23 protein-coding genes and 1 other annotated feature are annotated in these 24173 nt (G+C 52.3%); of the genes, 1 reads left to right on the forward strand and 22 read right to left on the reverse strand.

What is annotated here, in order from left to right; translation table 11 throughout:
- Positions 1 to 37 precede the first annotated feature (37 nt).
- Both ACI48K_RS04810 and lspA read right to left on the reverse strand, forming a co-directional pair.
- Entirely contained in the window at positions 38 to 985 is a 948-nt protein-coding gene (locus tag ACI48K_RS04810) for an RluA family pseudouridine synthase (protein ID WP_475026357.1), read from the reverse strand.
- A complete protein-coding gene (gene lspA / locus ACI48K_RS04815) occupies positions 982 to 1479 on the reverse strand; it encodes a signal peptidase II (protein ID WP_475026358.1) in 498 nt (165 codons plus the stop codon). Before lspA ends, ACI48K_RS04810 begins: the two co-directional genes overlap by 4 nt.
- Positions 1480 to 1686: 207 nt before the next feature.
- On the opposite strand from lspA, the gene ACI48K_RS04820 reads away from it, so the two are divergent.
- Complete coding sequence (locus ACI48K_RS04820; RefSeq protein WP_475026359.1) at positions 1687 to 2430, forward strand: TraR/DksA C4-type zinc finger protein; 744 nt, start codon at positions 1687 to 1689, stop codon at positions 2428 to 2430.
- Here ACI48K_RS04820 and ACI48K_RS04825 read toward each other — a convergent pair.
- From ACI48K_RS04825 to murD, 20 genes are all read right to left on the reverse strand, one after another.
- Entirely contained in the window at positions 2417 to 2767 is a 351-nt protein-coding gene (locus ACI48K_RS04825) for a DUF5665 domain-containing protein (protein ID WP_475026360.1), read from the reverse strand. The genes ACI48K_RS04820 and ACI48K_RS04825 overlap by 14 nt on opposite strands.
- A 169-nt stretch (positions 2768 to 2936) precedes the next feature.
- Complete coding sequence (gene ileS, locus ACI48K_RS04830; protein ID WP_475026361.1) at positions 2937 to 6032, reverse strand: isoleucine--tRNA ligase; 3096 nt, start codon at positions 6030 to 6032, stop codon at positions 2937 to 2939.
- A gap of 52 nt (positions 6033 to 6084) precedes the next feature.
- Positions 6085 to 6393, reverse strand: a binding site (T-box leader).
- Positions 6394 to 6474: 81 nt separating this feature from the next.
- The gene (locus ACI48K_RS04835) at positions 6475 to 7023 is read right to left on the reverse strand and encodes a DivIVA domain-containing protein (protein WP_475026362.1); all 549 of its coding nucleotides are present in this window, start codon (positions 7021 to 7023) and stop codon (positions 6475 to 6477) included.
- 141 nt (positions 7024 to 7164) lie between these two features.
- On the reverse strand, positions 7165 to 7947 hold the full coding sequence (locus tag ACI48K_RS04840; RefSeq protein ID WP_475026363.1) for a YlmH family RNA-binding protein: 783 nt from the start codon (positions 7945 to 7947) through the stop codon (positions 7165 to 7167).
- 10 nt (positions 7948 to 7957) lie between these two features.
- Entirely contained in the window at positions 7958 to 8227 is a 270-nt protein-coding gene (locus tag ACI48K_RS04845; RefSeq protein WP_475026364.1) for a YggT family protein, read from the reverse strand.
- A gap of 7 nt (positions 8228 to 8234) precedes the next feature.
- Positions 8235 to 8684, reverse strand: a complete 450-nt coding sequence (locus ACI48K_RS04850; protein ID WP_475026365.1) for a cell division protein SepF — start codon at positions 8682 to 8684, stop codon at positions 8235 to 8237.
- Complete coding sequence (locus ACI48K_RS04855) at positions 8684 to 9376, reverse strand: YggS family pyridoxal phosphate-dependent enzyme (protein WP_475026366.1); 693 nt, start codon at positions 9374 to 9376, stop codon at positions 8684 to 8686. The genes ACI48K_RS04850 and ACI48K_RS04855 overlap by 1 nt, the downstream gene beginning before the upstream one ends.
- Before the next feature lie 8 nt (positions 9377 to 9384).
- Positions 9385 to 10233 carry a peptidoglycan editing factor PgeF gene (gene pgeF / locus ACI48K_RS04860; RefSeq protein WP_475026378.1) on the reverse strand — a complete coding sequence of 283 codons (849 nt, stop codon included), beginning with the start codon at positions 10231 to 10233 and terminating at the stop codon, positions 9385 to 9387.
- A 78-nt stretch (positions 10234 to 10311) separates the two neighbouring features.
- Positions 10312 to 10647, reverse strand: a complete 336-nt coding sequence (locus ACI48K_RS04865; RefSeq protein WP_475026367.1) for a YlmC/YmxH family sporulation protein — start codon at positions 10645 to 10647, stop codon at positions 10312 to 10314.
- A 1020-nt stretch (positions 10648 to 11667) separates the two neighbouring features.
- Positions 11668 to 12450 (reverse strand): RNA polymerase sporulation sigma factor SigG, encoded by a 783-nt coding sequence (gene sigG, locus ACI48K_RS04870; RefSeq protein WP_475026383.1) that lies wholly within the window; start codon positions 12448 to 12450, stop codon positions 11668 to 11670.
- Between the two features lie 90 nt (positions 12451 to 12540).
- Complete coding sequence (sigE, locus tag ACI48K_RS04875; RefSeq protein WP_475026385.1) at positions 12541 to 13263, reverse strand: RNA polymerase sporulation sigma factor SigE; 723 nt, start codon at positions 13261 to 13263, stop codon at positions 12541 to 12543.
- 19 nt (positions 13264 to 13282) lie between these two features.
- Positions 13283 to 14302: a sigma-E processing peptidase SpoIIGA gene (gene spoIIGA / locus ACI48K_RS04880; protein WP_475026387.1), complete on the reverse strand. Its 1020-nt coding sequence runs from the start codon at positions 14300 to 14302 to the stop codon at positions 13283 to 13285.
- 223 nt (positions 14303 to 14525) lie between these two features.
- Positions 14526 to 15647: a cell division protein FtsZ gene (gene ftsZ / locus ACI48K_RS04885; RefSeq protein WP_475026389.1), complete on the reverse strand. Its 1122-nt coding sequence runs from the start codon at positions 15645 to 15647 to the stop codon at positions 14526 to 14528.
- A gap of 56 nt (positions 15648 to 15703) precedes the next feature.
- Positions 15704 to 16948, reverse strand: coding sequence for a cell division protein FtsA (gene ftsA / locus ACI48K_RS04890; RefSeq protein WP_475026391.1), 1245 nt, complete (start codon positions 16946 to 16948; stop codon positions 15704 to 15706).
- A gap of 247 nt (positions 16949 to 17195) precedes the next feature.
- A complete protein-coding gene (locus ACI48K_RS04895) occupies positions 17196 to 17960 on the reverse strand; it encodes a cell division protein FtsQ/DivIB (protein WP_475026393.1) in 765 nt (254 codons plus the stop codon).
- Positions 17961 to 18041: 81 nt separating this feature from the next.
- Positions 18042 to 19322, reverse strand: a complete 1281-nt coding sequence (murA, locus tag ACI48K_RS04900; protein WP_475026395.1) for a UDP-N-acetylglucosamine 1-carboxyvinyltransferase — start codon at positions 19320 to 19322, stop codon at positions 18042 to 18044.
- A 16-nt stretch (positions 19323 to 19338) separates the two neighbouring features.
- Complete coding sequence (murB, locus tag ACI48K_RS04905; protein WP_475026397.1) at positions 19339 to 20244, reverse strand: UDP-N-acetylmuramate dehydrogenase; 906 nt, start codon at positions 20242 to 20244, stop codon at positions 19339 to 19341.
- A gap of 229 nt (positions 20245 to 20473) precedes the next feature.
- Positions 20474 to 21595 carry an undecaprenyldiphospho-muramoylpentapeptide beta-N-acetylglucosaminyltransferase gene (gene murG, locus ACI48K_RS04910; protein ID WP_475026399.1) on the reverse strand — a complete coding sequence of 374 codons (1122 nt, stop codon included), beginning with the start codon at positions 21593 to 21595 and terminating at the stop codon, positions 20474 to 20476.
- Between the two features lie 4 nt (positions 21596 to 21599).
- Positions 21600 to 22697 carry a stage V sporulation protein E gene (gene spoVE, locus ACI48K_RS04915; protein ID WP_475026401.1) on the reverse strand — a complete coding sequence of 366 codons (1098 nt, stop codon included), beginning with the start codon at positions 22695 to 22697 and terminating at the stop codon, positions 21600 to 21602.
- A 49-nt stretch (positions 22698 to 22746) separates the two neighbouring features.
- Positions 22747 to 24171 (reverse strand): UDP-N-acetylmuramoyl-L-alanine--D-glutamate ligase, encoded by a 1425-nt coding sequence (gene murD, locus ACI48K_RS04920; RefSeq protein ID WP_475026403.1) that lies wholly within the window; start codon positions 24169 to 24171, stop codon positions 22747 to 22749.
- Positions 24172 to 24173: the final 2 nt, after the last annotated feature.

The raw sequence follows: 24173 nt of genomic DNA on the forward strand, positions 1-24173 counted from the left end.
TGTCCGAAGTCGGTAATCCCATATAACCACTAGCAGGTCAACGATTTCTTAATGACAGAAGCACATGTTCCATATCTTCCGGGATCGGAGCGGAAAACTCAAGATAGCGCCCGTCCCCGGGATGAATAAATCCCAGTACGGCGGCATGCAGCGCCTGCCCGTCCATTTTGACGCCTTTGCTGCGGCCGTAGAGCGGGTCCCCGACCAACGGATGACCGATGAATTTCATATGAACGCGAATCTGATGCGTACGTCCGGTTTCCAGCTTCAGCTCGAGCAGCGTATAATCGCCAAACCGTTCGACCACCTGAAAATGGGTCACCGCGTGTTTGCTGTTGCGCTCCACAACCGTATACATTTTTCGGTCGTGTGGATCCCTGCCGATCGGAGCGTCCACGGTTCCCTGGTCATGGCTGACGTTGCCGTGGACGAGCGCAAAATATTTGCGCGTCACGGAATGCTCCTTAAGCTGCGCCGCCAGCGAGGCATGCGCTTTATCGTTTTTTGCCGCCATAATTAGCCCCGACGTGTCCTTGTCGATGCGGTGAACGATGCCGGGCCGCAGCTCGCCGTTGATGCCGGATAAATCCTTGCAATGGAACATCAGCGCATTGACTAGGGTACCGCCCGAATGTCCCGGAGCGGGGTGAACAACCATACCGCGGGGCTTATTGACAACAATGACATCCCCGTCCTCGAAATAAACGTCGAGCGGGATGTCCTCGGGCACAATTTCTGCGGACGCCGGCTCAGGAATCATCAGTGAGATTCTGTCGCCTTCAGCCACTTTGTAATTTGCTTTGACGGGCACTCCATTCACCTTCACATGCCCTTCTTCGATCCACAGCTGGATTTGACTCCGTGATACATCGTCGCCGAGCTGCTCTTTTACGTATTTATCAATCCGACTCTTGGCGGATTCCGCTTCTGCTGCCCAATCGAAGCTTTCATCCTCGGAATCGGTGATGAACCTGTCCAAATTCATATCTTCTCCTCATGTTCTTGCCCTGGTTGAGCCGAGCGTTTCTCACGGCGAATTTCCAAAAGCGAGTCAAAGATAATCAGCGCAACGCCAACGACAATGCTCGAATCGGCTGCGTTAAAAATCGGGAACGTATACGACCCGAAGTTAAGCTGCAAAAAATCAACGACTTCGCCGCTCACCGCCCGATCCAAAAAGTTGCCGACGGCCCCGCCCAAAACAAGCGAAAGCGCCACAGGCAGAAGTTTGTTCGGCCGGCGACTTACTCTGAGCAAATACCATATGATTCCCGCCACAACCAGCGTCGTAACGACGATAAAAAACCAGCGCTGGTCCTGCAAAATCCCGAATGCCGCACCGCGGTTGCGGGAAGAAGTAATCAGGAAAAAGTTGCCGATCACCGGAATTTGCTCCCCGATCGTCAGACCGGTTGCGATCAGGTACTTGGTTCCTTGGTCAATGAGAAAAACAATCAATGCAATCAGAAAATATACCACGCGGCAAGTCACCTCATCTTTGATTGCCCGCCGCCGCAATAACGGCAGGATTATCCACTTGTAAGCCTTGTATATTGTAGCACAGCCGCAATTCGCCCGTCCATGCACGAAAGGATTTTCCTTAGGTATTTCGGCTTGTTTTTGCGTAAAATACCGCTAAGAGAAGCCGATAAAGCCAAGGCTATGTCATTGAAAGGAGTACCCCAAATGTCGCACTTGACGAATAAGCAACTAAATCATCTGAAATCCAGTCTGGAAGAGGCCCGCAGCTCCTTGGAACGCAGTCTTGACCAAAACGATCACTACGGCATGGAAGGTTCGGTTCGCGACAACACCAGCGAGCTCAGCACCATCGACAACCATCCGGCCGACATCGGGTCGGAGGTGTATGAGCGGGGCAAGGACCTGGCACTGATCGAGCATGACGAACTGCAACTGACCCGCATCGAGAGCGCTCTCCGGCGAATGGCCGACGGCAGCTACGGCTATTGCGACGTTTGCGGAAAGGCGATTCGCTATGAGCGCCTTAAAGCTGTACCCGAGACAGCCTATTGTGTCAAGCACAGCCCGCAGCAATTCGTCTCGGCAAAACGTCCTATCGAGGAGCTTTTCCTGGATCCTCCATTTGGGCGGACAAGTCTCGACGAACATGAAGACCAGAACGGTTTTGACGGCGAGGACGCGTGGCAAATCGTGGAGAGCTACGGCACGTCCAACACTCCGGCATTCGCCGAGGATTCGGAAGTCGACGACTATAATGACATGGAGATCGAGGCCGCAAGCGAGCTCGACGGGTTTGTCGAACCGTACGAAAGCTTCGTGGCTACAGACATCTACGGCGAGAGTCAAAACGCGTTCTTTTTCCGCAATGGACAATACCGCAAGCATATGAGCGCAACCGAGCATCTGGAAAGCGAAGATTCGCTCGGCACCGGGCCTAATACGTATTAAGCTCAAGCTGCCGCTGAACGATCCGCACAATGTCGGCAATATAATCACCGATGATCGGCAGATTCAGTGCGCCAAGTACCTGAAGCACATAGATAATCGTCGCCGCGAAAAAAGTAAAGCCGATTGCGATGCCGACCCCTCTGGCGGTACCCGAAAGGATATTCAGCCAAATCAGGCGCCAGGGCCGGTTTAAAAGTTCGGTGTACTCCGCAATCCTTGATTTTTCCAGCTGCCTTGTCCAGTTCAGGGTGAGACGGTACAAAGCGTTCATTTGCTCTTCCGGCGTTTTCGGAAATTCCTCCCCCGGCGGTTCAGCAGCCGTTTTGCGACGAGTCATAAATATAGGCACCCCAATCCGATCATGTAATTTCAAAAATACAAACGAGCCCGGCCTTCCTTTTTTGAAAAAGGAAAGGCCCAAGCTCGTTCGTTATCGGTTGCTTCTATTATGGCCTTCCGGCCTTTTCTCCATTCAACCTCTCAATTCGCGCTCTGCAAGATTCAAATCACGCTTCGATATAAACGCCGATTTGCTTGCTGCCGAGGTCTACGTTCTCTACCTGTCCCTCCGGTTTTCCGAAAGCGACATCGGTAATCAATACGTTCTCCCGAAGAACATGTTCAAACGCCGTGATCGCAGCTTGGAGTTCATCATCGACGTCAAGCGTAAGATGAACCCGCTTTTCGATCGGCAGATCGAGCTTCTTACGGGTATCCTGCACCGCCCGGACCACTTCGCGAACCCAGCCTTCCTGTTCAAGCTCCGGCGTGATGTCCGTGTTCAACGCGACGGTCAAGCCGTAACCCGATGCCGAAGCGAAGCCCGGCTTCGCTTGCTTTTCGATCAGCAGTTCGTCTGCGGTGACCGAGAGCTCTTCGCCCTCCGGCGAAGTCACGTTCAACACGCCGCTCTCCACGATCGACCGCGTATTTTCCGCAGCCAGGTTTTTCAGGTAACCCTGCAGGAAACCGACGTTTTTGCCGTATTTCTTCCCGGCTACCTTCAGGTTCAGCTTCAGCGTGAAATCTACGAAGCCGCTGTCGCTGGTTTCGATATCGATCACTTTGACGTTGATTTCGTCCTTGATGATCTCCTCATATTCCGCCACCGCGAAATCACGGTCCATCGATACGATCAGGCTGGATAACGGCTGCCGCGTTTTGATCCCCGTTTCGTTGCGGACGTTGCGGGCCAGTTCGACGATTTGGCGCGCGCTTTCCATGTCTTCTTCCAAAGCAGGATCGATTAAGGCTTCATCCGCTTTCGGGTAATCGGCAAAATGAACGCTTTCCCCGCCGCCGAGATTGGTGAAAATATCTTCGGCCACCAGCGGCGCAAACGGAGCAATCAGTTGGGACAAGGTCAGCAGAACACCGGTCAATGTTTGGTAGGCAGACAGTTTGTCTTCGCCAAGGCCGCTGCCCCAGAAGCGGTCGCGCGAGCGGCGGATGTACCAGTTGCTGAGCTCGTCGATAAAGCTTTCGATCGCTTGGGAAGAATTAACGAAGTCGTTTACGGCCAGGCCTTTATCGACGGTGAGAATCAGGCTGTTCAGCCGTGAGAGAATCCAGCGGTCCAGCTTGCTGCCGGACGGACGGAAAAGATGCTCCTCCGGCTTGTAGCCGTCAATACCGGCATACAGCGTCAGAAACGCATGCGTATTCACGAGCGTATCCACTACTTTGGATTTCGCTTCGGCCACAATGCCTTTGGAGAACCGTTTGCTGTTCCAAGGCGCGCTGTCCGACAGCAGAGCCCATCGGAACGCGTCCGTGCCGAATTCATTGATGATTTCCCATGGGTCAATGACATTGCCTTTGGATTTGGACATCTTCTGCCCGTTTTCATCCAGCACATGTCCCGTTGCGATAACCGCTTTGTAAGGAGCTTTCCCTTTGAACAGCGTGGACACCGCCAAGAGGCTATAGAACCAGCCGCGCGTTTGGTCGATGCCCTCGCAAATCATATCCGCCGGGAACTGCTCTTCGAAGGTTTGTTCGTTTTCAAACGGATAATGGTGCTGCGCAAAAGGCATCGAGCCGCTGTCAAACCATACGTCGATCACTTCGCTCGTCCGCTCCATAACCCCGCCCTCGCAGTGCGGGCACTTCACTTTGACTTCGTCTACATACGGCTTGTGCAGTTCCAAATCCTCGCTAACGTGACCCACCGCGTGAGCGCGAAGGTCCGCCAAGCTGTGAGGCGCATATTGTCCGCCGCAGTCCGGGCACACCCAAACGTTAAGCGGCGTTCCCCAGTAGCGGTTGCGGCTGATGTTCCAGTCCACCAGCTCTTCGAGGAATTTGCCGAAGCGGCCTTCGCGAACATGCCCCGGATACCATTCCACGGTGTTGTTGTTGGCAATCAGCTGATCCTTGACCGCCGTCGTTTCGATGAACCAGCTTTCCATCGCGTAGTAGAGCAGCGGCGATTTGCAGCGCCAGCAGAATGGGTAGCTGTGCTCGTATTTTTCTTTGCTGTAAAGGAGCCCTTTCTCCGACAGCGTTTTGACGATATCCAGATCGCAATCCTTCACGAAACGTCCGGCAAAATCGCTGACGGCATCCGTGTATCGGCCTTGACCGTTTACCACGCTGACAAAGCTGATGCCGTTTTCGCGGCATACGCGATAGTCGTCTTCACCGTGAGCCGGGGCCATGTGAACGATCCCCGTACCGCTGGCGTCCGTCACGAAGGAAGCGCCTACGATCACATTGATTTTCTCGGCTTGGATATAGCCAAACGGCGGCGTATAGGTTTTGCCGACGAATTCGGAGCCTTTATGGATCGACTCCACGGTATAATCGCCTTTCATGACCTTCTCGACCAGGTTTTTGGCTACGATATACACGCCGTCTTCCTGTTTCACTTTGGCGTACTCCATGTCCGGGTTTACGGCAAGCGCTACGTGAGCAGGCAGCGTCCAAGGCGTCGTGGTCCAGGCCAGCACATACTCGCCGGTATCATGCAGCTTGAATTTCGCGGTCGCGCTGAGATCCTTCACGTCCTCGTAGCCCTGAGCCACTTCATGAGAGCTCAGAGAGGTTTGGCAGCAAGGGCAATACGGGCTGACGCGGTGCCCGCGGTACAGCAGCCCCTTGTCATGAATCGTGGCTAAAATGTTCCACACGCTTTCGATGTAAGTGTTGTTGAGCGTAATATACGGATCGTCGAGATCGGTCCAGTATGCGATCGCTTCGGTGAATTCCCGCCACTGCTTTTCGTAGCCGAACACACTGTCTTTGCATTTCTTGACGAATTCCTCGATGCCGTATTTTTCAATATCCTGTTTTCCGGAGATACCAAGCTCTTTCTCCACGCCCAGCTCAACCGGCAATCCGTGCGTATCCCAGCCGGCCTTGCGAACGACGCGATATCCCTTCATCGTCTGATAGCGGCCGACAAAATCTTTGATAACCCGGCCCAAAACGTGCCCGATATGAGGAAGTCCATTTGCCGTAGGCGGCCCTTCGTAAAATACGTAGTTGGGACGGCCCTCCCGGTTTTCGATACTGCGCTTGAACGTATTTTCCCGATCCCACTTCTCCAAAATGCGCAGGTCGCGTGTACGCGCATGTTCTTTGACATCCACTTTTTTCATGGTTTTCAATGACTTCCTTTCGTTTAGCTAAAATAAAAAAAGCCCCGCCCCCAAAAGGGACGAGACTTGGCTCGCGCTACCACCCTTGTTCCATGACTCTGCACATATAAACAACCATGCAGCGAAGTCATGACAACTCCATCCCATACGCTTCATATGGGGCCGGAATAACGGCCGACAGCCGGCAAAACTTACAATTCCCTCGGGCAGCAGACTTTCGCAAGTCCGGCTTCCTTCGGAAAATTCAGTTTGGCTTCTCCGGGAGGATATTCCGACTGCAGCTTGAACATTGGCTTTCAGCATTTCGCCAACTCTCTGAGGATCAACCACGCAGCGTACTGGTTCCCATCATCAAATCACTATGCAAAATATTCAACTCTTCGATATGTTATTATTTATAACTTATCCGTACGCCACATGTCAACCTTGGCGGACGCCCAGCTTAGTACATCTCTTTGGCTTCGCGGTCATGCTCGTACAAACGATCGCGATCCCGGTCACGATCGCGGTCTCTTTCACGATCCCGGTCACGATCCTCTAAGGTTTCCCAGCTATCGCTGCTTAACAAGTCCAGTTGCGCTTCAACCAGCGTGCGGAAGCGGGCGCGGTAAATGGAAGCCTGCTTCTTGAGCTCTTCCACTTCCATGGCGATCTTGCGCGATTTGGACAACGACTCGTTGACGATCCGGTCGGCGTTTTTTTCCGCTTCCTTCACGATCAGCTGCGCTTCTTTCTTCGCATTGTTTTTCACTTCGTCGGCGGCTTCTTGAGCCACGATGATCGTCTTGCTTAATGTTTCTTCAATATTAGCAAAATGATCCAGCTTATCCTGCAAAGCGATCAATTGGTTGTGCAGCTCTTTGTTTTCCCGAATCACGATTTCATAATCTTTGATTACCTGATCGAGAAATTCGTTAACTTCGTCTTCATCGTAACCACGAATACGTCTAGAGAATTCCTTGTTATGTATGTCCAGCGGCGTTAATGGCATGATCCGCACCTCCTGTGAATTTGGCAACTCCCGCAAGAAAAGCAGTGTCACATTTTCATTTTCAACGATTTTCAACGTTTCATTCATGAACATATTTCGATCTATAATTTCGACAATAATCCACGAACTCCTGCAAAGAGTTCAGATAAATTTGCCGATTTTGACACGGTATCTTCCTTTTTTCGTCAAACCGTCCATCTCAAGCACTTTGAACCGTCCGAAGCCTTGCAGCGCAACGACATCTCCGGCCTTTAACGGCTTGGAGGGATCCTCCTCCGTTTTCCAGTTGACGCGGCAGCGGCCGGCTTTGATCGGAATCAGCACCTTGCTGCGGCTTAAACGGAACACATCGCTGACGATGCCGTCGAGCCGCAGGGAAGCAACCGTCAAGTCATGAGGCTCCAGCTCTTTTTCCGCAGTTTGCAGTTCGCCGATTTCCAGCAGTTCCGTCATAATGCCAACCCGGTGCACTTGACGAAGATTTGTATCGAGAAACGGGGCGATATCTTCTGCCACCACCACGTGGCATCCGTCCTCCCGGACATGAATATCCCCGATTTTGTCGCGTTTAAGCCCCAGTCCCAAAATCGCGCCCAGATAATCCCCATGCTGCAGCTCGATAAATTTCTGATCTCCGGACGTAATGCTGAGTACCTTTAGTCCCAACGGTTCTTGAGCCAAATCCCGATAATCGGGAGCAATAATGGCCCGTTTCCGTTCAGCCCCGTCAAATCCCCCGTCGAGCCTGACGGCCACATCGGGATGGCGGTTGGCTAAAGACTCCAATATATAGCACTGCCGCGGATCCAGGAAGTCGCTTCGCTTGACTTCATGATAATCCCCGGCATTGACAACCCACTCTGACGCCCGATCTACGAACGGGCGCTCTTCCGGCTTGAAATGGTCGTAAATATCTTCTCGCATCTCGCTCACGCTACCCAAAAATGTACAGAACGATGCCTTTTAAGCCAATGGATGCGAGCCAAAGCGTTACCAACGCTACGATTGGCGAAAAGTCCATCATTCCCAGTGGCGGGACGAATCTGCGAAAAGGAGCCAAAAACGGCTCTACCAGCTTGCCGAGCAGTTGACCGATAAAGCTCTCCCGTACGTTCGGAACCCAAGACATGAAAATATAAATAATAATCATGTACTGATAAATCGTGTAAAGCAAGTCAATGAAGTTGATTATTGCATATTCCAAGCTGACTTCACCTCATTCTGTTGTAATCTAGATCCTCCGTCAGGATCTCCGTGATAGAGCCTTGAATTTCCACCGTATCCGGCGTGCACAAGAAAATATTGCCTCCGATTTTGGAAATACTGCCGCTAAGCGCATAAATCGTTCCGCTCAGAAAATCGATGATTCGCATGGCCTGATCATTACGCACCCGCTGCAAATTCACGACAACCGACCGGTGAGAGCGCAGATGATCGGCAATTTCCTGGGCCTCATCATACGAGCGTGGTTCGTAAAGGATCACCTTCACGTTTTTTTGGGAATGAATGCTCACCACATTATTTCCCTTCTGATTTCTACGCGGCTCGAAGCTTGGGGTTTCAAGTTCCGGCTGTTCATGTTCTGACACCCCTTCGCGCTCTACGATTTCCTCTTCTTCCTGCAGCCCTAGAAAGCCCATGAACCGGTTCATTACTCCCATTACGTCTCTTCCCCTTTCCCCACTAAAAGAGTACCAAGGCGCACCCATGTCGCCCCTTCTTCAATCGCCACTTCAAAATCTCCCGACATGCCCATCGATAATTCGGTCAGCGGTTCTTTGGTCAAGCCTTGCTCATTCAGCTTGTCCCGAAGCTCCCGCAGTTCGCGAAAAACCGGTCTGGTCAGCTCCGGATCGTCTTCGATCGGCGCCATCGTCATGAGCCCGATGATTTTCACCCGGGTAAGTCCGGCCGCCTCTCTGAGAAAATCCGCCGCCGCGTCCGGTTCAAGCCCCTGCTTGGAAGATTCGCCGGAAACGTTAATCTGCAAAAATGCCTGGATCGTAACATCCTCTGCGATAGCCCGCTTCTCCAACTCATTGGCAAGAGAAATCCGATCCAGCGAGTGAATATATTGAAATTTTCCAATGATGTCTTTGACTTTATTACTCTGCAAATGGCCGATAAAATGCCAAGTGCCGCGTCCGTCCAACGCTTCCCATTTCGGCAGCGCCACTTGCGGCCGATTCTCGCCGATATGTTCGATCCCTTCATCCAGGACTTTGCCTGTCATCCCGGCCGAAACATATTTGGTTACGGCTACGACATGAACGTCCTCACGTCTCCGTCCGCTGCGCTCGCAAGCTGCCTCAATGAGGCGTTCCACTAGTTCTATCCGTTCTTTAAGCGACAAAGAAAGGATCACCTCTCTTTCAAACCAATCCAGCTGGCCATCCTTCCCGTAACCCCGCCCTGCTTGCGGTAAGAGAAAAAATATTCCGGATGGCAGCTTGTACACCACGTTGTACATTCGATATGAGTCGGCAATATTCCTGCTTTTATCATAATGATTCGATTCATTTCTTTCAAGTTCAGCATCATCCTATCCGCGTGGATAGAAGGCGAAGCGATCCGACCTTCATCCTCTTTCGCCCCGACCGCCTCAAGCGACTCGCGAACCCGTCCCATGACCGTTTCATCCACTTCGTAACAGCATTCCCCGATGCTCGGGCCAATAGCCGCCAGCATATCGTCCGGATTACTACCGTATTCCTCCCGCATCGCTTCGATGATCCGCCCGGCAATTCGCTGAACGGTTCCCTTCCACCCGGCGTGCGCGAGCCCGACAACCTTTCGGACAGGATCAAAAAAGTAAAGCGGCACGCAATCCGCATAAAAAGAGGTAAGCAGAACGCCCGGCACATTGGTGACCAGGCCGTCCGTCTCCTGAAAGGCGCTGCTCCGGTCCAGATAACCTTTGCCACGGTCTTCGGCTCCAATGATAGCGATTTTTTTACCGTGCACCTGCTCCCCACAGGTCCAAGCCGCGGGCGCAAACCCAAGCTCCCCAGCAAGGCGGTTCCGGTTCTCGAGCACCAGTGCCGGGTCATCGCCGACATGAAAGGCAAGATTCAAGCTATCGTAAGGAGGAAGAGAGACGCCCCCGCCTCTCCCGGTAAACCCTGCGCTAACCTCCGGAAACCGGCGGTTCCACGCTTCAAGCTCAAAACGTTCCGGCTGCTCCATAGGATTCCTAATAAATGGCTCCATCATCCATTCCTCCGTTATAATTGGCAAGTCTACTTCCAGTGTACCATAACGGCGGACACTCGCGTTTGTCTCCAGCTTTTAATTTCGGCGTTCGGCTCGCCCATCCCGGTCGATATACACTGTCGTTTCATACTGCGGCTGTACTCGTGTTTCCCGCAGTTCATCCATTTTGACCAGGACAACGTCAGAACCGATCTTCACAATATTTTTCCACGGGATGATCAGATCGCTTCCACCGCCAAACAACCCCATAAACTTTGTATTTACGGGAACAACAATCGCCTCGATTATCCCCTGGCGCAAATCAAGTTCAAGATCGCTGATATGCCCCAGCCGCTTCCCGTCCACTACATTGATAACATCCTTCGTTTGGAAATCGGATATTTTCATACTGGCCCTCACCACATTATCCATGATATAACGCCCCCATCCGGCAAAATCCAATCATCATGCATTGCACAAATTAAACCCAAAGCCATTTTCCGCCGCTCACCCCTATATATATGTTTCATGTCTAAAAAAATTAAGCAAAAGAAAATCGGCTCAACTTGAGGCTCAACCTGGAAAGCAGCACTTGCCGTTTGATCGACGAGTAAACGAAGTTTTTGAGGGTTAACGAACTACTAGGGGGGCTTAGCCTTATTCACGCTCAAAGCAGCGTTTCATCGCTCTAACGGATCGTAAAGACTTTATTTGCCCCGCAAAGCAGCATTTCATACTCTAACGGATCGTAGACACCTTATTTAGCCCCTAGTAACCAAAAACTTGTGTTTTAGGCCAAATAAGGGCCGTGGAGTCCGTTACATTTCTCCAACGATCGGTTTCAACGTAATAACGGCATTTAGATCCGTTAGAATTTTAGCCTTCACTTCTTTTTCTTGCCAGCGATCGCAGGCCCAAACTGGTTCGCAGCTGCTCCCCCACCACCACTACTGCCTCATTCAGGTCCCGCGCCGCGGGGCCATTTTTAATGCCAAGCGATCCCAAACGGTAAAGTGGTGAAGAGCAGCGTAGAGAAAGTTTGGAGCCGAAGAAACGGAGTGGTCGCCTTTGCCGTCGGATGATTCCCTTATTGGAATTTATCAAATCCAAATTATCCGACGGCAACAGCGATCGCAGGCCCAAACTGGTTCGCAGCTGCTCCCCGCCACCACTACTGCCTCATTCAGGTCCCGCGCCGCGGGGCCATTTTTAATGTCCAGCGATCCCAAACGGTAAAGTGGTGAAGAGCAGCGTAGAGAAAGTTTGGAGCCGAAGAAACGGAGTGGTCGCCTTTGTCGTCGGATGATTCCCTTATTGGAATTTATCAAATCCAAATTATCCGACGGCAACAGCGATCGCAGGCCCAAACTGGTTCGCAGCTGCTCCCCGCCACCACTTTCAGCAATCAAGCTCCGAAGCAAATTAAAAAAGGCCCCCGAAGGGACCGCTCCTTTACGACTTCACATGTTTCTGCATTTGTACAATGGCGGATTTCTCAAGCCTCGATACCTGGGCCTGGGAGATGCCAATCTCATCGGCAACTTCCATCTGCGTTTTACCTTCGAAGAAGCGCATCGAGAGGATCATCTTCTCGCGGCGGCCCAGCCGCTGCATCGCTTCGCGAAGCGCAATTTCCTCGATCCATGATACGTCTTTGTTTTTGTCGTCGCTGATTTGGTCCATTACATAGATCGGATCGCCCCCGTCATGGTAAATCGGCTCAAACAAGGACACCGGGTCCTGGATCGCATCGAGTGCGAAGACGACATCTTCCTTCGGTAAGCCCAGCGCTTCGGAAATTTCAAAAATCGTAGGCTCCCGCGAATTTTGATTCGTCAGACTGTCCCTCATTTGCAGCGCCTTATAGGCGATGTCCCGAAGACTTCGGGAGACGCGGATCGGGTTGTTGTCCCGCAGATACCGCCGGATTTCGCCGATGATCATCGGCACCGCGTACGTGGAGAATTTAACATTTTGCGATAAATCAAAATTATCGATGGCTTTCATGAGTCCGATGCAGCCAACCTGGAACAGGTCGTCCACATACTCCCCTCGATTGTTGAACCGCTGGATGACGCTCAGCACGAGTCTCAAGTTGCCATTCACTAACTTTTCTCTGGCTGATCTTACGTGGTCTTGCTGCAACGAGTGGAACAATTCACGCATTTCCGCATTGGTTAGAACGGGCAATTTTGCGGTGTCAACGCCGCAAATTTCGACTTTGTTTCGGGTCATCGTGTCTTACCTCCCAAGGAGAAACATTAATGATCATTATCTCCCCGGGCTGCATTTTTATTCCTGCATTTCGTCCTTCCGGGCGACACCCTAAACCATCTTGTTGAATTCCTTGCGCAGACGCTTAATGATCCGTTTTTCCAATCTGGAAATATAAGATTGCGAGATACCGAGCAAGTCGGCGACATCCTTTTGCGTCTTTTCATCGCCGTCAACGAGGCCAAACCGCAGCTCCATGATCATACGCTCCCGCTCGCTCAGCTTGTCGAGCGCTTTATGCAGCAGCTTACGGTCGACCTGCTCTTCAATGTTCCGGTAAATCGTGTCGTTTTCCGTACCCAGTACATCGGACAGCAGCAGCTCATTGCCGTCCCAATCGATGTTAAGCGGTTCGTCGAACGATACCTCGGTGCGGATTTTACTGTTGCGCCGCAAATACATAAGGATTTCGTTTTCAATACATCGGGAGGCGTAAGTGGCCAGCTTGATTTTCTTCTCGGGATCAAACGTATTGACTGCCTTGATAAGACCAATCGCGCCGATGGATACGAGATCTTCGATATTGATCCCCGTATTTTCGAACTTTCTAGCGATATACACCACGAGCCGAAGATTTCGCTCAATCAGCATCGATCGGATGGCCGAGTCCCCGGTGGGAAGCCGCTGGAGCAAATACTCTTCTTCTTCGCGCGTCAATGGAGGGGGAAGCGCCTCGCTTCCTCCGATATAATAGATTTCTTCACTTTTCAACCCGAAAATAAACAATAATCGGTAGTATTGCAACTGCAGGATCAGTTTCCATTTTACACGCATTGTTTTCTTTCCTCCCATATTACGTTCCCGTTTTACCGATGGAATCAGGACCTTTGGCCGAATCGGGCGATAAGAGCATCTCCGTTTTCACCGCGGCCGGTGCGTTCTTCCCGTCGTATTCCGCTTCTATCAATGCGGGATGAATGATCGCACGGTATGTTCCTTCCGAGGACAACCGTCCTCCGTCCAAACCGATTAGCACCCGGGATGAGCGGTATTCCCGTCCTTCCAGCACAATCGTCACTTCGTCCGGCTTCAGCGCAATCATAAATTGCGTTCCCTTATTAATTCCCCGATACGGTACCAGGCGCAAGCGATCCTGCCAGGGAAAGCCCTCGGTTTCCGTCCACTCCATAATGAGGTTGTCCGCACGTTCTACAGCGAATTTCCCCCTCATGGGCGAAGGAAGAAAAACTTCCCATAGCGCCGCTTCCATCACCATGACCGGCAAGCGGGTAAACGGATCCGACAATTGGTTGCCCGTATCGATTAGCCCCGTGCACCGAACCTCCTGATCGCCAATGCTCACCGTGACTTCAGCAAGAAAAGAGGTTATTCGCTCCTGCCTTTGACGAGAGGAAAGAATCCATTTTAGCCACAGCAGCGCGGCAAAGAAAAGGACGAGCGTAAATAATGTTCCTATTTTCAACGTAAACCCAAGTCCCCCGGATGCCGTATACCAGATTCCGTTCCAGATCTCCCCGGAGCTCTGCAGCAAATAATGCACGCCCAAAATTGCCCCGGCCGCCGTAAAATTGACGATATAAAAAGCCCCCATATTACGCAAATAGTTTTGCAGGCTTCCAAATCCGAAGGCGATCCATAACATAACAACGGAAAAAAGAAACTTTACCAGAAAGGTATACAAAAAACTTAGCTCCGGCAAAAACATCATCACGACGTATAACGCGCCAACTGTGGAGGACGCCGCGATTCGCCACGCCTTCATCTTCTGCTTCCTCATCCATGCCGTCGCCACAAGCAAACTCGCATCGATAAGCAGATTCATCAAAAAAATAAGATCGATATAGACAACCAAGCGGCATTCACCTGCCTAGGTAGATGGTTATCAGTATAAAGATGTCTGTCTATAAAGTCTGTCTAAAATTGGGAGTAGATTCGCACTAATTTTGTCGAGCCGAAGTAAAAGAAAGAAAGGTTCCCAAGAGTTTCGATTGGAGGCAAAAACTCTTAAACGATAGCAAAAAAAGACCTTGTCCCATCTTGGGACAAGGTCTTCGGGGAAGACGAATCGTCTTATCTTATTCGTTGTTATTCCGCGAACGGTTGCGGAGGAACGTCGGAATATCAAGTTGATCTCCGGAAGGCTGGTTGCCAAACGGTCTCAGCGATGAAGCCTGACGGCTATCCTGCTGCGGCTCGGGGACACTCGGAGCGGCCGCCGGTTTACGGACCGACGAAGCTTGATGCTTAGGCTCGAAGCCGGTGGCGATCACTGTCACTTTGATTTCTTCCTTCATATTTTCATCGATGATAGCGCCAAAGATCATATTCACTTCCGGATCGGAAGCGGAAATAACGATTTCAGCCGCTTCATTGACTTCATACAAGGACAGGTTTGCCCCACCCGTAATATTCATGATTACGCCGCGCGCACCTTCGATGGAAGTTTCAAGCAGCGGGCTCATGATCGCTTTACGAGCCGCTTCCGCCGCACGGTTCTCGCCGGTAGCAAGACCGATGCCCATTAATGCCGACCCACGTTCGGTCATAATCGTCTTCACGTCCGCAAAGTCAAGGTTGATAAGCCCCGGCACGGCGATCAGGTCGGAGATGCCTTGGACGGCTTGACGCAGAACATTATCCGCTTCACGGAAAGCTTCGAGCATCGGAGTTTTCTTATCGACAATTTCCAGCAAACGATCGTTAGGAATGACGATCAGCGTATCTACTTTTTCTTTCAGAGCTTCAATGCCCAGCTCCGCTTGGGAAGACCGTTTGCGTCCTTCGAACGTGAACGGACGAGTAACGACCCCTACCGTAAGCGCTCCGCATTCTCTAGCGATTTCAGCGATAACCGGAGCTGCGCCGGTACCCGTACCGCCGCCCATGCCTGCGGTAACGAATACCATATCGGCGCCTTTTAACGTATTGGCAATCAAATCGCGGGACTCTTCGGCGGCTTTTTTGCCGACATCCGGATTGGCGCCGGCACCGAGTCCACGCGTCAATTTATCCCCGATCTGCAATTTATGCTCGGATTTGGCCAAATGCAGCGCCTGGGCATCCGTATTTACCGTAATGAACTCTACGCCCTGCACGCCGTTTTCGATCATCCGGTTAACGGCGTTGCTTCCGCCGCCGCCTACACCGATGACTTTAATTTGAGCCAAACTTTCCATTTCAAAATCAAATTCCAACATACTATTCCATCTCCCCCTCAATGTCCATGGATGGCCCGTTCATCATCCCTGATCCGCTATATAAATTCACTGAATAAATTTTTAAGCCGTTCCACCAAGCCCGTCTTCCGGGCGGATTTCGGACTTCCCGAAGCTTTGGCGGTTGTCGTCTTCTTCGGTCCGGAATTCCGGACCCGGATGTTCTTGATGACTTTATAAAGAATGCCTACACCGCCGGTAAACCCCGGATCGCGAACGCCGATATAATCCGGCACGGCAATCCGTACGGAAGTGGCCAGTTCATCTTGGGCAACCTTAAGAAGTCCCGGCATCGAAACGGTTCCTCCCGTAAGGATATACCCTCCGGGCAACTCGTTGTACCCCAGTCGCTTTACTTCCTGGCGGATCAGTTGAAATATCTCCTGCACCCGCGGCTCCGCAATGGCCGCAAGATCCTCTTGCGTGAACTCCTTGTCCACATTGCTTCCGATTCGCGTCACCTTGAAGGTGACATCCGCCGCAGCGTCTTCGATCGAAGCGCAACCGTACTTCAGCTTCACTTTTTCCGCCTGTTCGGTTAGCGTACGAAGTCCGTAAGCAATGTCATTCGTTATAAATTCTCCCCCTATCGGAAGCGTGGATGTCGCTACGATTGTGCCGCTTTCAAACACAGCGATCGTTGTTGAGCCTGCGCCGATATCCACCAGCACGGAGCCAATGCCTTTCTCGTCCTTGGATAACGCAAGCTGACCTGCTCCAAGCGACAGCAAAACGAGGTCATGAACTTTCAGACCGGACTTCTCTACGCAGCGAAGCAGATTATGTATCGCCGTCTTTGCCCCCGTAATAATTGTGGCTTCCACTTCCAGGCGTACCCCGATCATGCCGCGGGGATCCTGAATGCCTTCAAGCCCGTCTACTACGTATTGCTTGGCAACTACGTCGATAATTTCCCGTTCCGGAGGCAGCGCGATGACTTCGGCCGCTTTCATGACCCGCTCGATGTCCTCTTCGCCAATCTCACGGTCTTCGTTTTGAACGGTTACAACTCCGTGGCTCGTTTGGAGTCCGATGTGATTTCCCGAAATGCCGACATACACTTCCGATATCTGAATGCCTACCATTCTTTCCGCATGATCAACAGCGCTGCGGATCGATTGGACGGTCTGGTCAATATCTACTATCGCGCCTTTTCGAATTCCTTCCGAGTCGGCAGATCCAACCCCAATAATATTAAAGGTTCCATTACTGATTTCCCCAATAATAGCACGAACTTTGGATGTACCGATGTCCAAACTAACAATGATGTCATTGTTGCTCAAGCCCCTGGCACCTCCTATTTCCCATTAAAAATATTATAGCCTAGTAATAAATGCACTCTCTACATATTCAACACGGTTACTTCTTTCCCTCTTTTTTCTACAAATTTTTTAGCTTCCAACTTTTACAATAAAGCCCGCCGAAGAACCGTAAACTCGAAATGAAAGAGGGTAGGCCGACACGCAAAAATCAGAAGAAAAAAGAAGGAGAAAGGAAACTAGCCCATAAAATGTATTTTAACATTGTTTTTCACTCATGAGTAGTATCATTTTGTTCATTTTGCTCATCGTCCGGCGCGTTGTAAGGAACGTACGAATCGGCGTCAAGCATTGTCAGTCTGCCTGGATCCTGAGCCTCCAGGATCATATTCATATATTCCGCTTTTTTGGCAAGCAGCGATATGGCCGATATCACTTCAAAGCGGGAGCGGGTGTACATTTTGATGCGGTCGGGATAGGACAGCGTCGGAGACGGTGAGATTTCGGAAATGTCTGCCGTCAGGTTGTCCGGAATTTCCGCAAGTTTACTGCAAAGCTTCGAGAGATAGGGATCGTCTTCTTTCCAGCCGGTCAGAATAGGCTTGTCCACAGGGGCTCCGTTTTTCAGGTCAATCTTTGTGCCATTGGCCAGAAGCCCCTTGATTTGTCCATTGTCCGATAGTTCATACGCCGATAGCGGATATTCCTCAATGCGTATTTGAATCGAGCCCGGAAAAGACTTGTTTACGTCTACCTGTTTGATCGACTTGATTTCCGACAATTTATGTCGGATGTTATCCGCACTGACTCCAAAATACGGACTGCCTACCTGAATCCCGGTTTTTGTCAGCAACTGCGCATCCGTCTCATATGTATTTCCTTCAAAAGTAATAACGGAAACTTTGCTCAGAGAGGAACGAAAAAAAAGTACGCACAGCAAAGACAAAAACAACAGAAATAGAATCGTTTTGATTTTTCGGCCGCTTTTCTTTTTGGGAACAGGTTCTTTAAGGGCAGGTATATTGGCTTTTGGCATATCATTTCTCCGTTAAGTTCTGAATAAGTACTACAAAAGCCGATGATCCCCTCCGGCGGAGGGGAACGTCTCAGGCCTTCCTTATGCTAAATCAAGCTGCTTCAGCACGGGGGTTTCCCGGTTTACGACGCCCCCCAGGCGCTGGAACATCGTTTCGATTCGGTCATAACCGCGGTCGATATGATGAACCTGCTCCACGACCGTTTTGCCCTGGGCGGCCAACCCGGCGATCACAAGCGCAGCACCGGCTCTCAGGTCCGTCGCTTCCACCGTTGCACCGTACAATCTGGGGACACCCCGGATAAACGCGGCGTTCAGGTCGACCGAAATATCCGCGCCCATTCGTACAAGTTCATCTACGTGTTTGAATCTGCCTTCAAACACCGTTTCCTTCATCAGGCTCATTCCGTCCGCCAATGCAAGCAATACCATAATCTGAGATTGCAAATCCGTAGGGAAAGACGGGTACGGAGAAGTGACAATCCGTTCCACGGCTTTGGGACGTCCGACGCTGCTTACCGTAATTATATCATTGTATGCTCCGATTTGAACACCGGCGCGGCGAAGCACGTGCAGCAGCGATACCAAATGCGCGGGATTGCTGTGGGTAAGCGTCACGCTGCCGCGGGTGGCCGCTGCCGCAATGAGTGCCGTTCCGGCGACAATCCGGTCAGGGATAATCTCATACTCGCAAGGATATAACCGTTCTACGCCGCGGATCGTTATCGTGTCCGTTCCGGCCCCGATCAGACTCGCGCCCATGGCGTTCAGAAAATTTTGCAGGTCCTGGATCTCCGGCTCCCGCGCGGCATTGGTAATCACTGTCGTACCTTCCGCCATCGCTGCAGCCATCATGATATTCTCCGTTGCGCCTACGCTTGGAAAATCGAGATGAATGTCGGTGCCAACCAGCTTATCGGCTTTGCACCAAATTTGCGAATCTCTCTCTTCGATCGCTGCCCCGAGTGCTTCAAGACCTTTGAGATGCAGATCGATCTTTCTCTCCCCAATCGCGCAGCCGCCAGGTTGATAAATGCATACCTCGCCAAACCTGGCAAGGAGCGGACCCATCAAAAAGATGGAAGAACGCATCTGCTTCATCAAGTCTTCCGGCACATGGCTGGAATCCGCGCTCCCCGTATCGATGATGACCGTGTCGCCTTTATGGACCGCTCTGCAGCCCAGGCGGCTCAGAATCCCAAGCATCACGTCAATGTCGAGTAAGCGGGGAACGTTTCGAAGTTGCACCATGCCTTCTGACAGCAGGCTCGCTGCCATAATCGGCAGTGCGGCATTTTTCGCTCCATGGATACGTATGGATCCTGAGAGGGGTCTCCCGCCTTCAATCACCAATTTGTCCAATGTATCACCTCCGAATTTACCGTTCGCCCACGAAGAAGACCTCCGGCACCAAAGCGACCCCTGATCTCTCCGCGATGGTGCCTTTGATCTGCTCCATAAGCGCAAGAACGTCCTCTGCTGTCGCTTGCCCGGTGTTGACGATGAAATTGGCATGCAGCGTGGACACCTCGGCCCCTCCGACTCGAAAACCTTTCAAGCCCGCAGCTTCAATCAGTCTAGCTGCATGGTCTCCAGGCGGGTTGCGGAATACGCTGCCCGCGCACGGCTGCTGCAGCGGCTGCGTCTTACGCCGCCGGTCCTTGTAAGCCGCCATGGCGGCGGCGATTTCCAGCCGGTCTCCTTCGGCAAGCGAAAATTGGGCTTTCGCCACGATGCCGCGTTGTTCGTGCAGAATCGAGTGGCGATAGGCAAATTTCATATCCTCCGCGGTATACGTGGCCATTTCACCGGTTTCCAGAACAATTTCAGCGGATTTGAATATCCGTGACACATCAGACCCATGGGCGCCGGCGTTCATGTATACGGCGCCTCCCACCGTTCCGGGAATGCCGCCGGCAAATTCCAGGCCGGTCAGGCCCGCTTTTCCGGCCATAACGCTCAGTCTGACGAAGGAAGCCCCCCCGCCGGCTTCAATCTCCGTTCCTCTAAATTGAATGTTCTCCAGCTCTGAGCCCAATTTGATGACAGCTCCTCTGATGCCATTGTCCGAGACGAGCATATTGGAGCCCTTGCCCACCAACATCCAAGGAATCCGTTCTTCGTGCAGCAAGCGAACGAGCGTCTGCAGTTGTTGAGTATTCTCGGGAATGATCATGGCGTCGGCCGGTCCGCCGATTTTCCAAGTTGTATATTTCGACATAGGTTCACCCGGCAATACCTTTCCGACGTCCTGGCTTGTCAATTTCGCTATCCACTGCTGCATCGTAATAATCCTCCTTGATTGGGTATGGCGGCTTTTTGCGCCGGCTTCACGGTGGCTGCGAGTTTTTGGAGAGCGCCGCATGGTCGGCCGGCAGCCCGGATCTTCCGGAGCCGGCGGAAAACCTTTCGGGTCAGGCCCGCTCCGGTATGGATTGTCACGATTTATAAAGTATCTTATGCCTTTCCGGCGGAAGTGTGACAATCGCCCAGACGCGCCGCTTGGATCGCGTTTATCTTCGTTCTTCCGTATTCTGGCTAATTCGCCGCATCTCTTCCACGATTAAATGGGCAGACTCCGGCTTGCCGAGACGGCGTGAAGCATCCGCCATCGATGCATGAAGCTTCATATCGTTCATAATGCGTTCAATCGAGCCGAACAGTTTTTTTCCATCAAGCTCCGGCTCCAAAATCACTTCGGCCGCCCCGGCCTTTTCCAGGGTTCTGGCGTTCTTCTCCTGATGATTGTTGGTTACGTTCGGAGAAGGGATCAAAATGGAGGGAATGCCCAGCGAATTGATTTCCGCCAAAAAGGAAGCTCCGGCCCGGTTAACGATCAGCGAAGTCGCCGCAAGCACCTCGGGCATGTTGTGAATATAAGGGAGCACCTGCAAATTGGCCGGAATTTCGCCCGTTTTGGCTCGGATCGCTTCCTGAGTCGATTCGTAGTAATTGTCGCCGGTCACAAAGACGAAGCGGACATGCCTAGCTCGCTCCAGGTACGAAGCCATCTCAATCATAGCCTCATTAATCGCTCGCGCGCCCCGGCTTCCTCCGACAACGACAACAATGGAACTGCTCTTCGGCAGCCCCAGGGAATCGTAGCCATTATTTTTATCGGCCTCATACACCGTCGTCGCTCGCGGATTTCCTGTATAAACAGTGTTTTTCGCTCCGGGGAAAGCGTCTCCCGATCCCTTGAAGCTAACCGCCACGGACGACACATATTTGCTCAAAAATTTGTTGGTCAATCCGGGAACGGCATTCTGCTCGTGGATGATGGTCGGTATGCCCAGTTTGGCAGCGGCGTAAACGACCGGGCCGCACACATACCCGCCAGTACCGATGACAACGTCGGGGCGAAATTCGCGCAGCAGCTTCTTGGAGGTCTGAACCCCTTTAATAAACCGCATGACCGTTTTCACATTATCCAAAGACAGCTTCCTGCGGAAGCCGGTAATATCGATCGCTTCAAAAGGAATATTCTCTTTCGGAACCAGAGAGCTTTCCAGCCCCCTTTTCCCGCCGATGTATAGAAATTCGGACTCGGGATATTCCGCAGCGCATTGGCTTGCGACGGCCAGCGCCGGATAAATGTGCCCTCCGGTTCCGCCGCCGCTCAGTACGACGCGCATAATCTCACCTCGCATAACGGGATAAATTCAGTAAAATGCCTAACGCCGTCAACATCAGCGTAAGCGATGAGCCGCCATAGCTGATGAGCGGCAGCGTGATGCCGGTGACCGGCATGAGGCCGATAACGACACCGATGTTGATGACCACCTGCACGGCGACCATTCCCACGATCCCGACGGCCAGCAAGCTCCCGAACGTATCGTCCACGGTCATAGCCACCCTCATGCCTCGCCACACCAAAATTAGAAACAGCAGCAGAACGATCATGCCGCCGATGAACCCCAGTTCTTCCGCCAGTATGGAAAAAATAAAGTCCGTTTGAGGTTCCGGCACATACGCATATTTTTGGCGGCTCATGCCGAGTCCCAGTCCGGCCAGCCCTCCGGGACCAATCGCATAAAGGGATTGGATGATCTGATACCCGGCGCCGAGCGGGTCGGACCATGGATCCAGAAACGCCGTAATCCGCTGCAGCCGATAGGGGGCGGCCAGGATCAGACCGGCGAAGCCCAGCGCGCCTATCGCGGCAAGTCCGGCCAAATGCCGGATTTTGGCCCCCGCCGTAAACACGATGAGCAGCGAAGCGCCCAGCATGACCGTGCCTGTCCCCAAATCGGGCTGCAGCATGGTCAGGCCAAACGCCGTCCCGATTACGGCCAGCGGCGGAAGCAAGCCGCGAAAGAAATTAGTAATCTGGTAATCTTCTTTGCTCAGCCAAAAAGAGAGAAACAAAATCATGCCGAGCTTCATGAACTCGGAAGGCTGAATTCCGAAGGAGCTGATCCCGAGCCAGCTTCTCGCGCCCCCGCGCACCACCCCGATTCCGGGGATCAGCACGATCACCAGCAGCCCGAAGCAGATGAACAAGCCGATTTTGGCGTATTTGCGCAGCACCCGGTAATCCAGGTTCATGGTAAAAAACATCGCCACTAAGCCGAGTACCGCAAACAGCAGCTGGCGCTTTACGAAATAGAAAGAATCTCCGTGATCATGAAAACCTAACACGGAACCGGCGCTGTAAACCATCACGATTCCGATTGCAAGCAAGCCTAAAATACTGGCCATCAGCCAAAAATCAGGCGCCAAACGGCTCTTGCCCATCGTGGATGCCACCTCTTAACGAAAAGTAGGGGCTTTTCCACCCCCCTACTTAAAGGGTATGCACCGCCTCTTTAAAAATGCGTCCACGCTCTTCATAGGAAGAGAACATATCCCAGCTGGCGCAAGCCGGCGAGAGCAGTACGGCGTCCCCCGGCGTTGCCAGGGCGGCCGCTTCCTTAAGCGCGGTACGCAGCGTTTCCGCGGCGCTGTCTCCAGTATCGACAAGCACAATATCGATTAGACCCGCTAGATTTGCAACATGGCCGATTTTCTCTTTCGTTTGCCCGATAGCCACTACCGCCTTTACCTTCTCTTTGAAAACTTGCAGCAATTCCATATAATCCGAACCTCGGTCCAGCCCGCCCGCAATCAGGACGACCCTGCTCGTTAACGCGCCCAGTGCCATGACGGTTGCTTTCGAGTTCGTCGCTTTGGAATTATTGTAATAGACAACCCCCTGCTTCTCGTCAACGTACTCCAGCCGATGCTCTACCCCCCGGAAAGCGCGCAGCGGCGAAACAAGCGCCTCGGGGGACGCGCCCGCGGCCAGCGAAGCCGCGACGGCCGCCAAAGCGTTCTCCACATTAAATCGTCCGGGAAGTGCGATTTCTTGTATATCGACGATCTTGCGGATTTCTCCGTCTGAATTCCGGTACATGATGCTCCGCGAAACCTCGTCTTCCACTCCGGGAACATACGAAGGGTGGACATACACGCTTTCCGTCTTCAATTCCTCGGTCATGGAGAAAGGAAACAGTTTCGCCTTGATATAAGGCACGAGTTCACGGCACACAGGGTCGTCCCAATTGATCACAGCCCGATCGGTCTCAAGCTGGTTGGCAAACAGCTTGGCTTTGGATCCTATGTAATCATCCATCGTGCCGTGGTAATCCAGATGCGTCTCCGCTACATTCAGCAAGCAAGCAACCGCAGGCCGAAACTCCTGGGTCCCCTTGAGCTGAAAGCTGCTGAGCTCGACGACCATCCAGTTGTCCCGATCGGCATCCGCAGCCGCTTCGCATAGCGGAGTGCCGATGTTGCCGGCAACGATAGGCCGGAGTCCGGCGGCTTCCAGCATTTTGCCGATCCACGTCGTCGTGGTCGTCTTGCCGTTGGAGCCGGTGATGCCGATCATAGGCGCCGCGCACAAGCGATAAGCGACTTCAACTTCGGTGACCACGTCGATCCCGAGTTCCAGCGCTTTGGCGACAGGCGGCGCGGTATATGGAATGCCGGGATTTTTGACGACCAGTTCCACGCCGGGATGGATCAGCCCTTCCGGATGTCCCCCGCATACAACAGAAATTCCCAAAGCCTCCAATTCGGTTGCTTCGGGACATTGTTCTCTGTCTTTCCTATCGTTCACCGTAACGACGGCTCCATGCTGATGCAGGGTTTTGGCAACCTGGACGCCGCTTTTGGCCAAACCGAGCACGACTACCTGCCGTCCCCGGTATTCTTCTGGATGATTCATTT

The organism is Paenibacillus terrisolis (genome assembly GCF_056171975.1).